The organism is Candidatus Izemoplasma sp. (assembly GCA_036172455.1).
Lineage (GTDB): Bacteria > Bacillota_I > Bacilli_A > Izemoplasmatales > Izemoplasmataceae > JAIPGF01.
In genome coordinates this window covers 31,311-52,034 of the sequence record JAXKVY010000005.1, presented here as the reverse complement: position 1 = coordinate 52,034, position 20,724 = coordinate 31,311, and the positions used below count along the sequence as shown (strand labels likewise).

The window sequence follows — 20,724 nt, the reverse complement described above, 5'->3', positions numbered from 1 at the left end:
CTTATAGTGATGCTTTCATTTCAATAATAATATCTCGTAATTCGGCAGCTTTTTCAAAGTCTAACGCTTTTGCTGCATTGTTCATATCCTTTTCTAGTTCACTGATCACACGTGCTTTTTCTTCTTTAGTCAACTCATCTATCGTTTTTGTTTCTTCGCTCACTTCGAGTTTCACACGAACACTTTCTTGAATCGCTTTTTTAATCGATACCGGCTCAATCCCATGGGTTTCATTATATGTTTGTTGAATGGTACGACGTCGTTTCGTTTCATCAATCGCAATTTCCATTGCTTCTGTCATTTTATCGGCATAAAGAATAACTTTACCCTCTTTATTTCTTGCCGCTCTACCAATTGTTTGAATTAAACTACGTTTACTTCTTAAAAACCCTTGTTTATCCGCGTCCAAAATGGTTATCAAACCAACTTCTGGAATGTCTAAGCCCTCACGGAGTAAGTTGATCCCAACTAAAATATCATATGTCCCTAGTCGTAGTTCACGAATAATCTCTAGGCGTTCTAATGATTTAATTTCGCTATGTAAATAGGCTACTTTAAACCCTAACTCACGCAAATAGTTTGTTAAGTCCTCACTCATTTTAATGGTGAGTGTTGTGATTAACGTGCGTTGGTCTTTTTCTATCTTTTGCATAATTTCATTGACAATATCATCAATTTGTCCTTCTTTAGGGCGAACTTCGACTTTAGGGTCTAATAAGCCTGTAGGACGAATAATTTGTTCTACTAGATGAGGTGTGCGCTCCATCTCGTAATCTCCTGGTGTCGCAGATAAGTAGATAACTTGATCGATTTTTTCATTAAATTCATCAAAATTAAGTGGTCGATTATCAAGTGCGCTTGGTAATCGGAATCCATAATCTACTAAAGTTTGCTTTCTAGCTTGATCACCGTTATACATCCCTCTAACTTGTGGTAAGGTGACATGAGATTCATCGACAACTAATAAATAATCATCCCCAAAGAAATCCATAAGTGTCGACGGTGTTTCTCCTGCTTCTCGTAAACTTAAATGGCGAGAATAATTTTCAACGCCACTACAACTCCCTACTTCCTTAAGCATCTCTAAATCATATTTAGTACGTTGCTGTATGCGTTCTGCCTCTAAATACTGATCATTTTCTTTAAAATAGGTAACGCGTTCTTTTAGTTCTTCTTCAATGCGACGGATTCCTTCATCAATTTTATCCTTGTTTGTGACAAACTGCGTTGCTGGAAAAATGGATAATACATTATATTCGTTTAAAACTTCTCCTGTAAGTATATCGATTTCTCTGAGGCGTTCTATTTCGTCATCAAACATCTCTACGCGTAATCCATTAGTTTTTGTATAGGTAGGTAATATTTCAATCACATCCCCTTTAACACGGAATGTCCCACGTGTAAAATCATAATCATTACGGGTAAATAACATATCGACTAGTTTTGCGGTGATGTCATCACGATCAATGATTTGTCCAACCCTTAAGGTCATCATTGAGTTTTTATAATCTTCAGGATCTCCAATTCCATAAATGCACGAGACACTTGCAACAACTATTACATCATCACGCTCTAAAAGCGACGCAGTTGCGCTGTGTCGCATTTCATCAATTTCATCATTGGTCTTAGCATCCTTCTCTATAAACAAGTCTCTAGAAGGTACATAAGCTTCTGGTTGATAATAATCATAATAGGATATAAAATATTCAACACGGTTATCGGGAAAGTATTGTTTTAACTCACTGTAGAGTTGTCCAGCTAGTGTTTTGTTATGAGCTAACACCAATGTCTTTTTGTTGGCTCGCTCAATAACATTACTAATCGTAAAGGTTTTTCCTGTCCCCGTCGCCCCAAGTAGGATTTGTTCTTTAACACCTTGATTTAAATGGTCTGTTAAATACTCAATAGCCTTAACCTGGTCTCCCATTGGCGTATAGTGGGCTTGTAACTTAAATCTATCCATTGTATCACCTTTTTCTATCATAATTGTAACACATCTATGTTCTTTTCTTAATAATATGGTACAATTATTTTGGTGATTCTTATGAATGCATTACTAATCAGCATCAATGCTAAATTTATCCATACAAATAACGCTGTTCGCTTATTAAAAGCGAATAGTGATTTTCCATGTACCATAAAAGAGTTTACTATCAAAGATGACATTCGCGATATTATGACAATAATTGAACGATCGAATGCATCATTAGTTGGCATAAGCGTGTATATTTGGAATGTTGAAATGGTGAAAAAGATATTGAATGACCTTAACACATCGATTCCGATTGTTTTAGGTGGCCCAGAAGTAAGTTATGATCCTGAATACTTCTTATCATTTAATCATGTATCATACATTATTAAAGGGGAAGGAGAAATAGCCTTTAATCAGTTATTACATGCATTAAACAGTCAAGGCTCATTTGAACACATTTCAAATATAAGTTATCTATCTGATACCGGCTCTGTCCATCAACCCATAGAAGAAATCATGTCATTAGATACATTAAATCCACCTTATTATTTTGAAGAAGATATCCACCATATCCCCAACCGGATTGCCTATATTGAAAGTTCAAGGGGATGCCCTTATCAATGTAGTTATTGTTTATCTTCTTTAGAAAAAAAGGTCCGCTTTTTTAATATTGAATCTGTCAAGAAAGCTATTGATTATTATATGTCACATGGTGTCAAAACGATCAAATTTCTTGATAGAACCTTTAATGCGAACAAAAAAACACTGGATTTAATTCAATACATTATTGATCGTGATAATCATCAAACCGTCTTTCAATTTGAGATTACTGGTGATATCTTAGACCCTAAACTGATTAACTTTATTCATAAACATAGTCGCAAAGGGTTATTTCGGTTTGAAATTGGTATCCAATCCCTAAATGAGAAAACCAATGCATTGGTGAATCGTTATCAAAATAACCAGCGTTTATTTGACAACATTAAGCGTATGGTAAAAGAAGATATCATCACACTACATCTAGATTTAATCGCTGGCCTTCCTGAAGAAGATAAGGCTTCTTTTATCAATACTTTCAATACAGTATTTAACTTAGGCGCAAAAGAATTACAATGCGGCTTTTTAAAGTTACTCAGAGGAACAGCTCTTAGAACACAGGCATCCATTTATGGCATTGAGTATCATCAGACCGCACCTTATGAATTAATAAAAACTGGTGTCTTGTCAGAAGAGGATATTCGTGAAATTCATGATGTTGAACACATGTTAGAGTTATACCACAACAAAGGATATTTTAAAGAAAACATGCATCAAATCCTTTTAAATAAAGACTCTGTTTATCATTTTCTTCTTGAGATTGCATCGCATTATAACGATCATAATTACAGTCTTCACAGATATCAATTAGATGATATTTATAAACGCATTATGCCATTATTAACACCATATGAACAATTTCTAATCTTACAAGATTATCTTATGCGTTCTACGATAAAACCTAAAGCATTTTGGAAGAACACACTCGATAAATCTCAGCGGAAATCGGTGCTAGAGGCCTGTTCAGTTAAGACAGACATTCCACTACATTTATTATTTAAACACACCAGGGTCATTCATTATGAAAACATGTATTTCGTCGTTTATTATAAAGGTAATCATCCTGAGTCTTATGTAATAAAAAAGGACCTTTAATCAAGTCCTTAATTATTTACAATCCGTAACAACGTTTCATAAATCGTATCAATCGTATCTTCTAAACTGAGGGTATGATCGATTTCAACATTGCTATAACGCATGATGCTTCCCGAGACAACTGACTGAATCATAAACCGTTTTGACTCATCCAAGGTATCAGGAATCACCCCTTCGGTGATTCCTTTTTGAATGATTTCAGTAAATCGCTTTTCGTAGAAGTCTCTTAATTGTTTCATCTTTTGGATCATAGATGGTTGAATCAATTTCGGAAATGAATGCTCATATTCCATTTGAATATAGCGCATGATGTATTTCTTTTGATCATTCAATTGAAACATGAAGCGTAGTTGAGCTTTAAATAGTGTTTCAAAATCCGCATTATCATCTAGGGGTTGGGCATAAATCATGTCTACCATGTGATCAAATAATTGTGTTATCGCTGCCTGGATAATATCTTCTTTTGTAGAAAAGTATTCATATAATGTACTTTTTCCAATATCAACTTTTTTGGCAAGTTCAGACATCGTAAAATTGACATTCAGACCTTCTTCTTTAATCATATCCAGTAACGCGTTAATAATCTCTTGTCTTCTATTCATAACTGATACCTTTTTTATAGAAGTCAACCATCACTACCCCTAAACTAAGGAGAGCTAATATAACAAGTACTACAGTATATAACGTGGATCCAAGTAATATATTCACAGCTATTGCGCCAATGAAAAACACCGCGCTAAGTAGTGATAATAAAATACGTTTTGCATAACGATACAATAGATAATACATAATTGGCACAATCAACAACGTCAATACGGTCGCATATAATAGTCCACCGATGGTTGTAATGGCCATAGGCTGCATCATTTCTGCGCCTTGTCCGAGACCTAATGCCATTCCTGTGAGTGCGAGTACGGTTGTTAAAGCTGTCATAATAATTGGGCGTAATCGCGTTTTACCTGCCTCAAGTAATGCCTCTTCAACAGAGTAGCCTTCCTCGACTAATTGATTTGTATAATCGACTAGGACAATACCGTTATTGACAACTACCCCTACGAGGATAACAAAACCAATTAACGCCACAACACTTAATGGCATATTCGCAAGATATAATATCGCAAACCCACCAGTAAACGCAAGTGGTAATGTAAACATAATAATGAATGGGTATTTCAGTGATTGAAATTGAGATGCCATAATCATATAGATTAAGACAATTGCTAATACTAGAGCTAAGCCAAGTGTTTTAAATGCTTCTATTGTTTCTTCGTTTTCACCACTAACTGTATAGTCAAAACCATCTGGCAACTCATAACTTTCTAAGGCATCATTGATGACACTAGATACTTCAGTAATATTCGCTCCTTCTTCAAAACTAACATCAACAGTTATTGCTCGATCACCATCGATATGATTGATACTACTTAATCCTTTTTCAAGTTCAACCGTTGCGACATCACCAACCGTAACCGGACTTCCTGATGGGCTCATTCCAACAACTAAGTTTTCAACTTGATTTAAGGATAGGCTTGCTGCTTCAATATTTGACTGACTATCAATGACATAAACATCATAAAGATGGCCTTCTTCATTGATCGTAGTTACCGCTGTTTCAGTCGATAGGTTAGCTGCGACAACACCCATAACTTGCGCTGTTGTTAAGCCATATTGAATGGCTGTGGCTTTGTCGACAGTAACATGAAGTTCATCAGCAAGAATACCAATCCCATCATTCACTTCTTCAACACCATCAATATCTCTGATAACTTGGCTAATTGCTGAGGCTTCATCTCGTAACATATCTAAGTCATAGCCGATGATATCTACTTGAAGCCCACTACCTGTCAGCATTTGTGTTTGTTGTTGTGATCCTGATATAGTTGTAGTCACCATCTGGTAATTGTTATCTAAAAGTTGCTTTATCTTACTCTCATTTTCAGCTGTTGTATCGGCTCTATCTTCAGCAAGTAATACGTTCACTGACGCACTGTTTTGATCTGACATACCAAAGAACATCCCTTGCGTAGATCCTAGAGTGATCCCAACCGTCTCAACATCATCAATGGTTAATAAATCATCATTCAGATTATCTAATACGTCTGTAAACGCATCATAGGATAATGGGTTATCGACAGGATTACTCACTGAGACAACGATTTCACCTTCATCTGATGCTGGGAAATATTCAAAGCCTTTAGTTTGCGATACATAGAGTGACCCCACAAATAATAAGACAACAAAACTTAATACGATTGTTTTGTATTTAAACGCAAACTGATAAATTCGTTCATAAATCACCTTATATTTCGGTTCATGATCTAATACTGTTTTATGCTTTAAAACTTTTGAAGAAATGGCAGGTACTAGCGTTAATGCAATAACAAGTGAGGCAAATAAACTATACGCGATAACATAGGCCATTTCAATAAAGATTTCTTTAATAAATCCTTCAATAAATAATACCGGAATAAAAACACTAATCGTAGTAATAGTAGAGGCTGTTATCGCCCCAGCGACCTGTTTTGCTCCAACGATTGCAGCTTCTTTATTGCTCTTGCCTTCATGCTTAAGTCTAAAGATATTCTCCATAACAACAATGGAGTTATCCACCAGCATTCCAATTCCTAAGGCTAATCCACCTAAAGAAATAATATTTAATGTAATATTAGAAAAATAGATAAGGACAATCGCAAACAATAAACTGATTGGAATACTAATCCCTACGATAAATGTAGCACGTGCACTTCTTAAAAAGATAAGCAAGACAATTATCGCAAGCACGGCACCAATATATAAGTTATTTGATACGCTGCCTGTCGCTTCTTCAATATATTTCCCTTGATCAAGGAGTACTGTTACCTCTGTATCATCATTGGCTTCAATCGCTTCGATCAATGCGTTTATTTCATTGGTTACTTCTGTTGTCGGTGTTGCACTACTCTTTTGAATTGTGATACTGATTGCATTCTCACCATTTACTTTAGAATACGCATCACTATTTGCATTAACATATGTGACATCCGCAATATCATCTAGTGTGACTTGGAGGGGATCAATACTTAACGCTGGAATACCTGGTGAATTAAATAACATCAAATTATTTAATGCTTCAACACTTCCAAAATCATCTCCAACGCGGACCAAATAATCAACTTCATCAATATTGATATAGCCTACTGGGAAACTGATATTCTGGGCTGACAGAATATTTTCAATTAGTTCTTTATCTAGATAAATGGGTTCTGATGGCGCTACTGGCATCGTATCATACATTTGTTCTAACTGCGTGTTAATATTCTCAATAGCAGCTTCATCAAGCACAATATGAACATCACTTTCAAACGCACCAGAGATAGATACACTCGCTACTCCATTAATTCGTTCAATAAGCGGCAACACATCTTCATTAACATACGTTGTTAAAGCTTGTTCACTGACACCCTCTTTTGACACACTCAACTGCATCACAGGCATTAAATCTGGATTCAACTTGATAATCATTGGATCCATGACATCATCTGGTAGACTTGATGTGGTCATATCAAGATTCTCTCGCATTTCTAACACAGCACTATCCATCGAAGTATCTGTATTAAACTCAAGGATAACCATCGATACATTCTCACTTGAGGTCGAGGTCATCTCCTTAACATTCGTTGTTGTTGCTAAAGTTTCTTCAATGGGTTGTGTGACTAATTGTTCTATTTCTTCAGGACTTTTTCCTGGGTAATAGGTCACAACCACACTGTAGGGAATATTTAAACTAGGTAATAAGTCGGTGGTAAGATTGGTATATGATACCACCCCAAAAACTATAACGATAATAACAGCCATAAAAACAGTTATGGCTCTATTAACGGAATAAGCTGCTAATTTTTTCATAAAATCCTCCTCAAATAAAAAACCCGACCGAACGGTCGGTCGGGATAATAATACCATAGTCTCTTACGCTTTGTCAACACTTTTAATCTGTATTAGTTGATACTTTTCCGTTCACTGTGTCTGCATCAAATCTTGTCGGTATAAATGTCTCATCATTATTAAAGTAATCGATATCACCATTAGTATTCTCACATGTGATATTTAGAACATATACATTGTTTAATTCGATATCACCATTAATGTTCTGAGCAGTTAATGTATTGCCATCTTTATTATCGACATTTAAGTTTGTTAAAAGAATTTCACCGTTATCATTATCAAACTCATAATCAGAAAACACAGCGCGTTTAATTGTGATCCGTCCATTGACATTGTGAATATCTAATGTACCGTTTAAACGTGATGTACTATCTAAGACAGAAATATCGCCGTTAGTATTATGAATGGTTAAATCTGTCGTCACATCAATAAACTGTAACTGTATCCGACCATTGGTAAGTTGAATGCTTAATGCATTAGTGTCGATATTATTGATATCAATATCACCACTTACATTTTCAATCGTCACATTATCTAATAATAATGCTTGTGGCACTTCAATACGTACCTCTTTTGTCATTGTAATTGCGCTAATGACGGATGTGATATCCCAGTTAAAGAAATCATTTGTTTGACGTTCTGTAATCATAATCTGGTTGGTCTCATCATTGATAGATGCGCTAAACTCATTATGATTATTATATTGATGATATACATGGATATTGTCATCGTCTGAGAGTACGACATCAATGTCCATCCATTCAAGATCAGTGACAATGGTCCATTCTTCATTATTCATAATATCATCTGTCACATCTAGTTCATACGTATCGACTTGCAACTCATCATATTGGTAATAAGCCAAGACAGCTTCTTGATTACCAAATAGCCATACACCAGTATATAGTATCGTCACAATCGCGCCAACAAGTGCAAAATTCTTAATTCTTCGAATCAATGTATGACGTTTAAACCAACGATCGACACTCACTTTACTTAGCCCCTTAATATACTTGTCACGCTTTCTCAGCTTAAACACATTGAGATGCCATATAATAACTTTACGTGTGACATACAATGCTGCTTCTAATACAACAAAGGCAAAAATTAATAATAATACATACCCCGCTGTTAGAAAGGCAAATAAGAATTCGTCATAGAAGGTTCGTTCCCCAAGCATTAATGGAATAACGCCCACATAAGAGAACATTGAGCCAAAGATTGATATGAAAAAGGTAAATAACGTCGGAATCAACCATGTTGCGATTACCACATCAAAAATAATAATCCCAACAACACTTGCAGTATTTATATTACTGTAGCGTTCTTCTTTTGTTTTCACGTATTTCTTACTCACACCATATTCTGATAATACATTCTCCGCAATTTTTTCAGGTGATTCAAGTTCAGCTAAAATTTCTTCTTCTGTTCGGTTTTCATAATTAATGCCTGTATGAAATCTCTCTTCATAAAACGCGATGATTTCACGTCGTTCTTCTTTATCCAAAACACTTAGTTCTTGGTTTAATTGATTTAAAAATTGTAATTTATTCATAGCGATCACTCCTTATCATTTTATTCACTACCCGCTGAAACTTTTCCCAATCTCGTTTTAAGTCTACCAAACGATTTTTCCCTTTAGAAGTCAGTCTAAAATATTTACGTGCTGGGCCAACACTCGATTCTCTTAAATAGGTTTCTGTATAGCCATCTTTAGTCATCTTTCTTAATATCGGATAGATTGTACTTTCACTTATTGCCATATTCTTTGATATTTCTTGATATATATCATACCCATACCGATCTTTCATATCTACTTTACTTAAGACCACCATTTCTAAAACACCTTTTTTCAATTGTGTACTCATAAAACCCTCCTTTACCGATTAACCATCATCTATTACAATACGTTGTATGGTATTATATAATGTATAGTACCCTACGAAAAATAATAATGCAAGGCCAAAATAAAAAAAGCTGTTGCCAGCTTTTTTATTCTATATCAATTATCCGCATACCGTTGGTTGGGGCACCAATAGGGAATCCACCTGTAATAATAATTCGGCTTCCTTTTTTCGCTCCATATTCTTCTTTAACCATTTTGATTGCTGAAGCAACAACGGTTTCTACATCTTTAACCAGGTTAAAGTGAACAGGTTCTACCCCGCTATGTAGCTTTAACGATTTTGCACTAGCTTCTGTTGGGGTTAGTGCTAATATACGGGCATTTGGTCTAAACTTAGATAAGTATCTTGCTGTATTTCCTGTCATTGTTGGTACAATGATCAAATCAACTTTACTTTGAATTACAGTATATGCCACACTAATCGCAATTGATGTTTGAATATCGCGTGAAGTATTGGTGGTCTTGTTAGCGCGTTTAACGATGTCTTTTCGATCGACTTGGTCTTCAATCGTTTTTGCAATTTTAACCATCATTTCAACACTTTCAACTGGGTATTCTCCAATCGCACTTTCACCACTAAGCATAATTGCATCTGTACCATCATAGATGGCATTTGCAACATCACTGACTTCTGCACGAGTAGGTCTCGGATGATCAATCATTGATTCTAACATCTGTGTCGCTGTTACACTAACAATGCCTTTAGCAAGACATTTATTAATGATGCTTTTTTGAATAATTGGAACATCTTCGGCAGGAACCTCCACACCTAAGTCACCTCGGGCAATCATGACACCATCTGCAATATCGATAATTTCATCAATATTATCGACACCTTCTTTATTTTCGATTTTCGCAATAATTTTTATATTTTTATTCCCATTATATTTCATAATGTTACGAATTTCTTGGATGTCACTTGCACGTCTTACAAATGATGCGGCAATGAAATCAACATTGTTTTGACATCCCCATGTTATATCTTCATAATCTTTTGGCGAGATAAAATCTAGATTTAATTTAACGCCAGGGACATTGATGCCCCGTCGATCTTTTATCGTATGCGTATTTTCAGCATAACATTCAATGGTTTTATTAGCGCGATTAATGGATTTAACAGTTAATTCTAAATAACCATCATCGACTAATACAGTATCCCCTACATTAACATCGTCATGAAAATTAGGATAGTTGACACTAAACGCCTGCTCAGTTCCTTCAATCTCTTCGGAATGAATGGTAACTGTCGTTCCTTCTTCAATGGTAACTTTTCCATTAGTAAATTTATGGGTTCTAATTTCTGGACCTTTAGTATCTAATAAAGCGGCCACATGTGTCCCTAACTTTTCATTAACTTTATCTAAGCGTTCTAACCGTTCTTTATGTGTTTTGTGATCGCCATGTGAAAAGTTTAATCGCATAACATCCATACCTGCTTTTGTTAATTCGATCATTTTTTCAACACTATCTGTCGCAGGACCAATTGTACAAATAATTTTCGTTTGATTTACATCTAACATATTGTCACCTCTATTTCAGTCGACCCACTAGGCCATATCGCTTATTTGGAATTTCACGTTTTTTATTTAACGCAAAATTGATATCATAATCTACATAATCCATATTACTTAATCCAACAGCACGACCACCCTTGCCATTGGCAATGAGTTTTACGGCATACTCACCCATCTCAGTCGCAAGCACACGGTCAAATGCGACAGGGTCGCCACCACGTTGAACATGGCCAAGAATAGTCGCACGTGTTTCATACCCTGTGTAATCTTCGACTTCTTTTGATAATTCGTGCACATCCATCATATTCTCAGTCACGACGATAATAGCGTGCCAACGGCCATTATCATGAGCTTTTTTAATTGCATTTAATGTTCGTTCCTTTTCAAACCCTGTTTCTGGAGTCACAATGTATTCACTCCCCCCAGCAATACCTGCATAGAGGGCTAAGTCACCACAGTTTCTTCCCATCACTTCAACAATACTACACCGTTGATGACTCATTGATGTATCTCTCAACTTATCGATACTATCCACAACAGTTTGTAAGGAGGTAAAGAATCCTATCGTATAATCTGTGGATGAGATATCATTATCAATCGTTCCTGGTAGTCCAATACATGCGATTCCCATCTCGGTTAATGCTTGGGCACCTCGATAGGTTCCGTCTCCCCCAATAACCACCAATCCTTCTATCCCAAGTTCTTTTAAATTGTCCACGGCTTTTTGACGGACACTCTTTTCCTTAAATTCAGGATAGCGTGCACTACCTAAGATCGTTCCCCCACGTGATAATACGCGGGTGACATCAAATCGTTCAAGTTTTTTAATGGTCCCTTCTACAAGACCTTTATATCCGTAATAGACCCCATATACTTCATAGCCATAATGAATTCCACTACGTACTACAGCGCGAATTGCTGCGTTCATCCCTGGGGCATCTCCACCAGAGGTTAATACTGCTATTTTCTTCATACTAATCACCACTTAAATTATAGCACAGTTTAAAATCCCTATAAAGCAATATCAATAATGTATACGTTTTTATTGGTCCATTTTATGGATTTTATCAATGATATATTGTAATCGTTTATTACGAAACTCAACTTTTCCTAAGAAAAGAAAGATATGTTGCTTCTCAAGGATATTCTTAAACCGTTGATATGTCCGCGGAAATAAGACACCATCGAGTTCGCTATCTTCATCATCAATTGTGATAAAAGCCATCTGATCTCCTTTTTTGGTAGTGATTTCTGTAATGCGACTAACCATACCTAAGAGACGTACTGTTTGATTGGTATTATCTTGTGTAATATCTGTTGGCGTTAATAAGTCTTTTTCTGTAATCATTTTCTCATATTTGATTATCGGATGCGTAACTAAATGGAACCCAAGCAATTCTTTTTCATGGGTCATGACTTCTTCATATGGAAACTCACTCATCGGTGTAATCACAAACTCTTGTTGGTCGATAAATGCCCCATAGTCACTATACCCTAAAATATCATCTAATTGCGACATCATTGCACGCTTACTATGATCAAATTCATCACATGCGCCGACCAATATTAAAGATTCAATGACTCGTTTATTAACAATTTGGTGGACACGAGAAACAAAATCAACAAAACTTGTAAAGTTCTTTTTTTTTCGTTCTTCCAATATCGCTTTAACAGTATTTCTGCCAAGATTCTTAATCCCTAATAATGGAAAAACCAGTCCTTGTTTAATCGGTTTAAAGCGTAACCCTGATTGATTAATTGATGGTGGGTAAACTTTAAGACCAAGCCGTTGGGCTTCGCGGCGATACTTTTTAAGAGATGTTGCTGAGCCAATGACACTGTCCATTAATACCCCTATAAAATACTCTGAATAATTGGCTTTTAAATATGCCATCCAATAGGCAACACGGGCATAGGCAACACTATGCGCTTTGTTAAACCCATAGTTAGCGAACTTCACAATATAATCATAAATCGTGTGGCTTAATGTCTCATCTCGACCTTTTTGTTTTGCTTTATTGACAAAGTTTTGACGCTCTTGTTCTAAAGCATCTAATTCTTTTTTACTAACGGCACGTCTCAAAATATCAGCTTCTCCAAGACTGTATCCTGCAAAAATATTCGCAATCTTAATAATTTGTTCCTGATAGACGATGATACCATTTGTTGGTTCTAAAATTGGTTTTAATTCAGAATGTAAATAGGTTACTTTTTCTTGTTTAAAACGTCGTCTTAAGAAAGGTTTGATACTTTCCATTGGACCCGGACGAAACAATGCCAAGACAACCACAATATCTTCAAAGACTTTCATGTCCATTTTTTTTATTAAATCAACCATACCTCTAGACTCTAGTTGAAACAATCCAACCGTATCTCCACGGTTAAGTAGTGACATCGTTTTTTGATCATCTAATGGTATTTTATACATATTAATGTCTTGTCCAGTATTATCTTTAATGATGTTTAGTGTATTTCTAATTATTGATAGATTACGTAATCCTAAGAAATCAATCTTTAATAAGCCTAAACTTTCTAAGTCTTTTGCCTCATATTGGCTTTGCATCATCCCTAGTAAACCCTCTTGTAAAGGAGTATACTGGGTTAAGACATTATCTGCTAGAATAATACCTGCTGCATGGGTACTAACATGTTTGGGTAATTCTTCTATTGCAGAAGCAATCTGTAAAATGTCTTTAAACTCAGGATGGTTCTCAATAATTGTTTGTACTTTTTCTGATTGTTTTATGAGGTCTCCAACTGAATCAACATTGGCTGTTTCTTTTATTATTTGATTAACAATTAATCCACTCTTACCATGAACTCTAGCGGTTTCACGAATCGCTGATTTGATTTTAAATCGTCCGAACGTACAGATACTAGCTACACGATTAAGACCATATAAATCCCGGACGTACTCAATTACATCATCCCGTTTATCGTCCGGTAAATCAATATCAATATCTGGTAATGTAATACGCTCTGGATTTAAAAATCGTTCAAAGACTAAATCATACTGTAATGAATCGATTGAAGTAATCCCTAAACAATATGAAACGAGCGATGCCGCGGCACTCCCACGTCCTGGCCCAACCAAATATCCTTGTTGTTTGGCGTATTTAACAAAATCCCAAACAATCAAGAAGTAATCATTGTACCCCATCTGATCAATTACATTTAGTTCATAGTTCACTCGTTCATAATATGCGTCATGATTGGTCTTTACTGATTGTAGTCGCCGTTTTAAGCCAGCATAAACTAAGGCCTTTAAATAGGCTTTGCTTGACGGTTTATCATGGGGGTATGTTGGTAAATGTTCTTTGCTAAAATCAAGTTCTAAACGGCACTTATTAACTAGTTTCTCTAAGTTATCTAAACTCTTTGGATAACGACTATATCGATCGATAAAACTCTTTCTTGATATAAAATAGTGCTCTTTCTCAAACCTATCTGATTCAACCGAAAAAATGCGTTGTAAGGTTTGTCTAATTGAGGCATCTTCTTTTTGATTATATAATACTCGGACTAATGGTACTAAATTATAGCTCTTCTCCAAGATATCGTTTATCGTATCATTGTCTGTTAATCCAAGATAAATATCTATATTGTGGTCTGTGAAAAAATCTCGTAACATATGAAGTTCATTCTGTTTGTCATTTTGAATAAAATATTTATATTCACTATGGTCTGTATCTATAACGAAAGCACATCCTTGATGATAGGTTTTAAGTTCATCAAGCGTTATTTGGTTATTAAGTGCATATAAACTGGCTAGTTTCAGAAGATGTTGGTAGCCTTTATACTCCTTAGCATACACAAAGATGTGATTTAATTGCTCAGTTACGAAGCCTTCAAGTTGAAAATGACCCCCGATTATCGGTGTGATACCTTCAGTTTTACAGGCTTTATAAAAGGCTATCGCGCCATATAATCTATAATCTGTTAGGACTAGAGTGTCATACCCCAATTCCTTACCACGTAAAACAAGAGAATCTATATCTAAATTAGATCCTCGCATTGAATAACTGGTTTCAATTTGTAATGGCGTAATCGACATAATGTATCACCTGAACTCATTATAGCATAAGGCGCTTTTAAATTGAAAAAAGTAAAGAAATTTTCTTTACTTTTTCTTTAAATAGATAATTGAACTAATGCCTACTGCGATAAAAACAAAGATATCATACTGTTGGATAAAATGAATCCAGTTAGTCTCCTTTTCTTTGGCTTCTATTTGAAAGTGAATCGTTTCAAGATAACTGTTTTCTCCTTTGATTTGCAATACATATTCTCCCGGGTCATCTACAAGTAATGGTGACTCAACATATTGATTATTGAGATACCCATGACCGTCAAACTCAATTTGAAGAGGACGTTGATAGGTTTGATTATTCACAACACCTGTTATTTTAGATGTGATTTGAAATTGCCAGACCTTTTTATAACCGTTAGCGCCTCTTACTTCAAATGTGTAATTTCCTGGTGAGCTGATTTTGTCTTGTGAGACATATAGATCATCATTTAAGTATGCTTCATTATGATTCACATCAATTGATACGGCATCTTGATAAATGCCACCATCCTCAATACCACTTACCTGTGCCTCAATTGTAAAAGTGTAGGTATTCTGATTATATACTAACTCATAATATCCTGGCGTTGATACCTTATATCCGTTTGAAATAACATTCCCATTTAAGGTTGCCTCATTGATGACAGGAAGATACACACTTCCGTGATACTGTGCATTCTCTTCAATATCTAAAGGGGTATTATATTCATAGAAATTAAATTGTTCATCAATCGCAGCTTGATAATAGTCTAATGTATCATAACTAAAGACATAGAGTTCATCTTCAACTGACTCTATTAAAATTTTTCGCTCTACTGTGAACTCATCTAAATAGGTAAATGTTAAATCAAATGATCGAAAGACGTATTGAAGAAACTCAGGCCGTTCAGTCGTCCGTTTTGTTTGATGTGTGCGAAAAATCCACACATCATCAATTTTAAACACATCATCTACAATCTCCATATTACCATAATCATCAATGTATTCATGGACAATATCCCCTTGTTTATTCATGATTAAAACATAAGCATCATAAAAGGTATCTGCCTCTAAATAGTGGACATCGCCATAAATTACTAGTAACTCATCAATCTCTTTCATCCCACGTATATCTACCCATGCATTATCAATGAGGATTGTTGTTTCAAATGGTGAATTTCCTCGCTTAGTGAGGTAGTAGCCACGTTCTCCTTGTTCTGTCCCGAAGCGCTCTGTTTCAATCGTAAACGACTCAAACTCATACGTTTCATATAAATCGGCGTAACTCACTTCACCGTGTGTTATGACAACACACATTAAACATAATAAAAAAATAATCTTTTTCATATCATCACTCCTCAGAACTATGATATGGACTCAGATTATTTTTTTCTTTTTTATACGATATTATTGTGTTAATCGAACAGTATCCCTTGCGATCATGACTTCTTCATTCGTTGGGATGAGTAAGACATTGATCTTTGAATCTTCTGTGGAAATAATTGTTTCTTTTCCTCTGACTAAGTTCTTCTTAATATCTAGTTGAACGCCTAACGCTTTTAACCGGTCGACAACTAATTTGCGTGTTTCGCTCGCATTCTCACCGATACCGGCAGTAAAGCAAATAGCATCACAGCCTTCAAGTAATAAATAGTAAGCTCCTATATAATCAGCAATCATTTTGGCTTGTTTTTCAACAGCTAAGATTGATTTTTTGTCTCCACGTTCAACTGCTTGCCATAAATCTCTTGAATCACTGGATAATTCACTTAATCCTAAATAACCAGAGCGTTTATTTAACTCATCCATCACTTGATCTAAGGTCTTATCTTCTTTCTTAGAGATGTATTGCACAATTGCTGGGTCAATATCACCACTACGTGTTCCCATCGCAATACCAGCTAAAGGGGTGAATCCCATTGATGTGTCAATACTCTTACCGTGTTTAACAGCACATAAACTTGCCCCATTACCAATGTGACAAACTATAACTTTAGACTCTTCAGGGGCTTTACCTAACATTTTTGCAGCGCGTAGACTGACATACTTGTGACTTGTCCCATGAAACCCGTATTTTCTTACACCGTATTTCTCATACCATTCATATGGTAAGCTATACATATATTCTGTTGGTTCCATTGTCTGATGGAATGCTGTATCAAATACCGCAACTGCCGGCACATTTGGTAAGGCTTCTTGAAAAGCTAAAATTCCCGTTAAGTTTGCGGGGTTATGTAGCGGTGCTAAATCACTTACTGATTCAATACCATCAATGACCTCTTGATCAATAATAACTGAATCACTAAACAGTTCTCCACCATGGACGACACGATGTCCTATACCTTCAATGTCATCCAGACTTGATAATATATTTAACGATACTAAACGATCTAATAATAAATTAACAGCTACTTTATGTGTTTTAATCTTTTCTATTTCTTTATGACGCTGATCATCAAACTTAATTGAAAAGATTGCATCATCAAACCCTATCCGTTCGACAACCCCACTTGCAAGAACGGTTTCTTCTGGCATATCTAATAACTGAAATTTAAGAGATGAACTTCCTGCGTTCACAGCGAATACTATCATTGTTCATTTTCCTTTCTGTTTAAAAACCATTGATCGATTTGCTTAATGGTATGTGAAAAAGCTTCATTATCTGTAAAACTCGGTAAATCAACTAACAAAAACTTCCCTTTATCGTTCTGTGGTTCTTTTTGTTTCTTTTGTAAGATCAAAATACTTTTCGGATGTTTTGAAAATAGCGATTCACTGAGTTTAATCAATCCAAACACATGTGCCTTTTTATGGATTTCTTCTTTAAATACATCACTATCTTTTTGTTCAAAGAAATCATTCTCAATCAAGGCAATTAAAAATTTGTCTTGATTTAAGGCATTAAGTGTGTGATTGATAATTTGATAGGGAAGGTACGGATCTTTCTTCTCAAATATAGCTAAATCTGTACAAACCACATCAAATCCCTTATCTAAATAAGAGCGTGTATCTTGATAAAATATTTCATTATCTATAGATAACAAATCACCAAAGTTACGGGCTAAACGACATTGTAAAATATCATCATCTACACCAATAACCTTCGGTCTTATCTCAAGTTGATTACAAATCGTATAAATCAAGTTACCTGTTCCCATCATCGGATCAAGAATACTGTTAATCTCTGTTAAATCAGGGTATAACTTACTGACTAAGTACCCCATAAAAAGACCGATCGAATCAGGGGTCATTTTCGCATTTGTTTCATAGGTATGTTTAAACCCTTTTAAGATACCCAATTGAACTGCTTTGCGTACTTCTTCAGGATTGAAATCAGTATTTTCTACTACTTTTTTTACCTGGTAAATGCGCTCCATATCATCCTCAACTAAATCATATTCAAATTCACGATCTAAGAGAAAATCAAACGCAACATTCATTCCTTCAATATATCCTAATTGATTTTGTTCATAAAGAATATTCGCAACCATATCAAAATAATCATAAAATTTCTCTATATGGGCTTTATTAATCATTTTTATCACCACAAATTAATTATAGTTGAATCAAACGTATTTGTCTAATGATAATCACATTTCTTGTTGGTGGCTTTGATTTTTGGTATAATTAACCCGGTGGTTAACATGACAAAAATCATACTTAAACTCATTGATTGGTATCAATCAAACACACAAAACAAACAAATTACCTGTCGATATCATCCGACATGTAGCAATTACGCAAAGGAAGCATATCAAACCCGAAACTTTTTGTATGCGACCATATTAAGTATTTGGCGGATTCTGCGCTGTAACCCCTTTTCAAAAGGCGGATATGATCCAGTCCCAAAAGCGAAAAATAAGGAGTGATTTAAGTGGACTATTTATCGATTGAATTACCTGCTTTAGATGGCAAAACCTATAAACTATCGGATTTTAAAGACCAAAAAGTGATTCTCTACTTTTACCCCAAAGATGATACATCAGGATGTACCCTAGAAGCCAAAGATTTCACTGCTTTAAAAAATGACTTTAAAGATAAAGGCTATCAAATCATTGGTGTCAGTCGGGATTCTATTAAATCTCATCAAAAATTCACAGATAAACATGACTTGAACCTATTGTTACTTTCTGATGAGACTGAAGAACTTGTCAAAGCCTTTGATGTCTTAAAAGAAAAACAAATGTTTGGTAAAACTTACATGGGTATTGTTCGTTCAACGTTCATTTTAGATGAAGATGGCAATGTTGTTGAAGAGTATCGCAATGTTAAAGCAAAAAATCATGCTGAGGAATTACTAAAATCATTATAAAATCACTTCCGAGGAAGTGATTTTTTTTATTAGTAATCGCGAATTTCACCAGATTTATCAAGGCTATATTTCACACCAATTGGACCGAATAACTCATAGACAAGCGTTGCAATCAAAACAACAATTAAAATTGTTATTCCAGACTCACCAAAGTCTGATTTTGCTTGATATGCCATTCCCAATGCCACTCCAGCTTGTGGTAATAGACAAAGTCCTAAGTATTTTTTAACATTTCTGTGAGAATTCATCAACTTAGCACCAACGAATGATCCACCCATTTTACCAGCGATACGTGCTAAGATGTAAATCACTGTAATCCCTGCCAGGCTAACATAATTAACATTAGTATTTTCGAAAAATGCAACTACTAACTCCGCACCAGCAAGTGTGAAAAATGCCACTAAAATTGGTGCCGTAAAACTTTCAACAGTTTCGTTCACATCATGACTACGAACACGACTCATTGAATTAGCAAAAACAATTCCCATAACCATTGGTGTTAGTATCGGTGATAAATGGACATATAACTCACCAAAATGTAATCCGATTTTTGCCATCCCTACAGTCACTAATACTGCAACGATACTGACCGCTAAAAATAGTTCTTCTTTTTGATGATCTTTACTATCTATTTTACGGACAATTAAGGCCCCTAATAACCCAACAACCAAACCAATCAATGCTGAGAAGACAAGTTCTAATGCTGGTCCTTCAATCATTTCAAGAAAGGATAAACTTTCTCCTCTTGTCATCGAATTAGCAATTGATAGCAAGACGCCAAACAAGATAATACCAACAGCATCATCCATCCCTACAAGCGGGAGTAACGTATCTGTTAGGGCACCACGTGATTTATATTTTCTGGTTAGTAACATAATTGGGGCAGGAGCAGTAGCTGTTGCAACAGCACCTAACACTAAGGCAATCGGTAATGATACGCCAAATAATAATAAAGCAAATATGACTAACAATGCCGCAGCTAATGCTTGTAATATTGTAATGATAATAACTTCTTTGCCGCTTTTTTTCAGTTTAGTAAACTCTAACTCTGTTCCAATTCCAAATGCAATAAAGCCTAAAGCAACACTAGAAATAACAGCTAAATGTTCAACTAATTCACCCTTATGAATCCCAACCAGCAGTAAGCCTAACAGTACACCGCTAATAATATATCCTGTAATATGCGGTAACTTGATTTTTTCAAAATACCTACCGGCATATATCCCAAAAAACAATACGAGGGCAAGCACTAATAGTGCTTCGTAGGTAGTGGATACATCGCTTGTCATAAATAGATTGAACATCAAATCACTTCTTTCATATATTTATACTTCTTCATAACGCAAATATCATTTTACT

The 20,724-nt window shown here is 35.3% G+C and carries 15 protein-coding genes; 3 read left to right on the top strand and 12 right to left on the bottom strand.

The features are described 5' to 3' along the window. Position 1: 1 nt before the first annotated feature. Positions 2–1,963, bottom strand: coding sequence for an excinuclease ABC subunit UvrB (gene uvrB / locus UMR38_07405; protein MEC9485686.1), 1,962 nt, complete (start codon positions 1,961–1,963; stop codon positions 2–4). Positions 1,964–2,044: 81 nt separating this feature from the next. Here uvrB and UMR38_07400 point away from each other — a divergent pair, with 81 nt between their 5' ends. Then, complete coding sequence (locus tag UMR38_07400; GenBank protein MEC9485685.1) at positions 2,045–3,664, top strand: DUF4080 domain-containing protein; 1,620 nt, start codon at positions 2,045–2,047, stop codon at positions 3,662–3,664. Between the two features lie 8 nt (positions 3,665–3,672). On the opposite strand, the gene UMR38_07395 is transcribed toward UMR38_07400, so the two are convergent. From UMR38_07395 to UMR38_07350, 10 genes are all read right to left on the bottom strand, one after another. Continuing rightward, a complete protein-coding gene (locus tag UMR38_07395) occupies positions 3,673–4,266 on the bottom strand; it encodes a TetR/AcrR family transcriptional regulator (GenBank protein ID MEC9485684.1) in 594 nt (197 codons plus the stop codon). Continuing rightward, the gene (locus tag UMR38_07390) at positions 4,259–7,546 is read right to left on the bottom strand and encodes an efflux RND transporter permease subunit (GenBank protein ID MEC9485683.1); all 3,288 of its coding nucleotides are present in this window, start codon (positions 7,544–7,546) and stop codon (positions 4,259–4,261) included. The genes UMR38_07395 and UMR38_07390 overlap by 8 nt, the downstream gene beginning before the upstream one ends. Positions 7,547–7,628: 82 nt before the next feature. Further along, positions 7,629–9,140 carry a DUF1700 domain-containing protein gene (locus UMR38_07385; GenBank protein MEC9485682.1) on the bottom strand — a complete coding sequence of 504 codons (1,512 nt, stop codon included), beginning with the start codon at positions 9,138–9,140 and terminating at the stop codon, positions 7,629–7,631. Continuing rightward, a complete protein-coding gene (locus UMR38_07380; protein ID MEC9485681.1) occupies positions 9,133–9,453 on the bottom strand; it encodes a PadR family transcriptional regulator in 321 nt (106 codons plus the stop codon). The genes UMR38_07385 and UMR38_07380 overlap by 8 nt, the downstream gene beginning before the upstream one ends. A 124-nt stretch (positions 9,454–9,577) precedes the next feature. Further along, positions 9,578–11,011, bottom strand: a complete 1,434-nt coding sequence (pyk, locus tag UMR38_07375) for a pyruvate kinase (protein ID MEC9485680.1) — start codon at positions 11,009–11,011, stop codon at positions 9,578–9,580. 10 nt (positions 11,012–11,021) lie between these two features. Next, positions 11,022–11,978 (bottom strand): 6-phosphofructokinase, encoded by a 957-nt coding sequence (gene pfkA / locus UMR38_07370; GenBank protein ID MEC9485679.1) that lies wholly within the window; start codon positions 11,976–11,978, stop codon positions 11,022–11,024. Positions 11,979–12,047: 69 nt separating this feature from the next. Further along, positions 12,048–15,059 (bottom strand): DNA polymerase III subunit alpha, encoded by a 3,012-nt coding sequence (locus UMR38_07365; GenBank protein ID MEC9485678.1) that lies wholly within the window; start codon positions 15,057–15,059, stop codon positions 12,048–12,050. Between the two features lie 66 nt (positions 15,060–15,125). Further along, a complete protein-coding gene (locus tag UMR38_07360) occupies positions 15,126–16,400 on the bottom strand; it encodes a hypothetical protein (protein MEC9485677.1) in 1,275 nt (424 codons plus the stop codon). A gap of 60 nt (positions 16,401–16,460) precedes the next feature. After that, positions 16,461–17,645, bottom strand: a complete 1,185-nt coding sequence (locus UMR38_07355; protein MEC9485676.1) for an acetate kinase — start codon at positions 17,643–17,645, stop codon at positions 16,461–16,463. After that, positions 17,642–18,589 carry a hypothetical protein gene (locus UMR38_07350; protein ID MEC9485675.1) on the bottom strand — a complete coding sequence of 316 codons (948 nt, stop codon included), beginning with the start codon at positions 18,587–18,589 and terminating at the stop codon, positions 17,642–17,644. Before UMR38_07350 ends, UMR38_07355 begins: the two co-directional genes overlap by 4 nt. Positions 18,590–18,697: 108 nt before the next feature. On the opposite strand from UMR38_07350, the gene yidD reads away from it, so the two are divergent. Together yidD and UMR38_07340 are read left to right on the top strand one after the other, a co-directional pair. Then, on the top strand, positions 18,698–18,922 hold the full coding sequence (gene yidD, locus UMR38_07345; GenBank protein ID MEC9485674.1) for a membrane protein insertion efficiency factor YidD: 225 nt from the start codon (positions 18,698–18,700) through the stop codon (positions 18,920–18,922). Between the two features lie 5 nt (positions 18,923–18,927). Next, the gene (locus tag UMR38_07340; protein ID MEC9485673.1) at positions 18,928–19,365 is read left to right on the top strand and encodes a peroxiredoxin; all 438 of its coding nucleotides are present in this window, start codon (positions 18,928–18,930) and stop codon (positions 19,363–19,365) included. Positions 19,366–19,394: 29 nt separating this feature from the next. Here the strand turns inward: UMR38_07340 and UMR38_07335 are convergent, their stop codons facing one another. Continuing rightward, positions 19,395–20,669, bottom strand: a complete 1,275-nt coding sequence (locus UMR38_07335; protein ID MEC9485672.1) for a cation:proton antiporter — start codon at positions 20,667–20,669, stop codon at positions 19,395–19,397. Between the last annotated feature and the right edge of the window lie 55 nt (positions 20,670–20,724).

Excerpts from the sequence above, each read along its gene's own strand:
- UMR38_07400 (MEC9485685.1), top strand. The coding sequence starts at position 2,045 with ATGAATGCATTACTAATCAGCATCAATGCTAAATTTATCCATACAAAT.
- pyk (MEC9485680.1), bottom strand. The coding sequence starts at position 11,011 with ATGTTAGATGTAAATCAAACGAAAATTATTTGTACAATTGGTCCTGCG.
- UMR38_07365 (MEC9485678.1), bottom strand. The coding sequence starts at position 15,059 with ATGTCGATTACGCCATTACAAATTGAAACCAGTTATTCAATGCGAGGA.
- UMR38_07350 (MEC9485675.1), bottom strand. The coding sequence starts at position 18,589 with ATGATTAATAAAGCCCATATAGAGAAATTTTATGATTATTTTGATATG.
- yidD (MEC9485674.1), top strand. The coding sequence starts at position 18,698 with ATGACAAAAATCATACTTAAACTCATTGATTGGTATCAATCAAACACA.
- UMR38_07385 (MEC9485682.1), bottom strand. The coding sequence starts at position 9,140 with ATGAATAAATTACAATTTTTAAATCAATTAAACCAAGAACTAAGTGTT.
- UMR38_07360 (MEC9485677.1), bottom strand. The coding sequence starts at position 16,400 with ATGAAAAAGATTATTTTTTTATTATGTTTAATGTGTGTTGTCATAACA.
- UMR38_07335 (MEC9485672.1), bottom strand. The coding sequence starts at position 20,669 with ATGTTCAATCTATTTATGACAAGCGATGTATCCACTACCTACGAAGCA.
- UMR38_07390 (MEC9485683.1), bottom strand. The coding sequence starts at position 7,546 with ATGAAAAAATTAGCAGCTTATTCCGTTAATAGAGCCATAACTGTTTTT.
- UMR38_07355 (MEC9485676.1), bottom strand. The coding sequence starts at position 17,645 with ATGATAGTATTCGCTGTGAACGCAGGAAGTTCATCTCTTAAATTTCAG.
- UMR38_07380 (MEC9485681.1), bottom strand. The coding sequence starts at position 9,453 with ATGAGTACACAATTGAAAAAAGGTGTTTTAGAAATGGTGGTCTTAAGT.
- pfkA (MEC9485679.1), bottom strand. The coding sequence starts at position 11,978 with ATGAAGAAAATAGCAGTATTAACCTCTGGTGGAGATGCCCCAGGGATG.
- uvrB (MEC9485686.1), bottom strand. The coding sequence starts at position 1,963 with ATGGATAGATTTAAGTTACAAGCCCACTATACGCCAATGGGAGACCAG.
- UMR38_07395 (MEC9485684.1), bottom strand. The coding sequence starts at position 4,266 with ATGAATAGAAGACAAGAGATTATTAACGCGTTACTGGATATGATTAAA.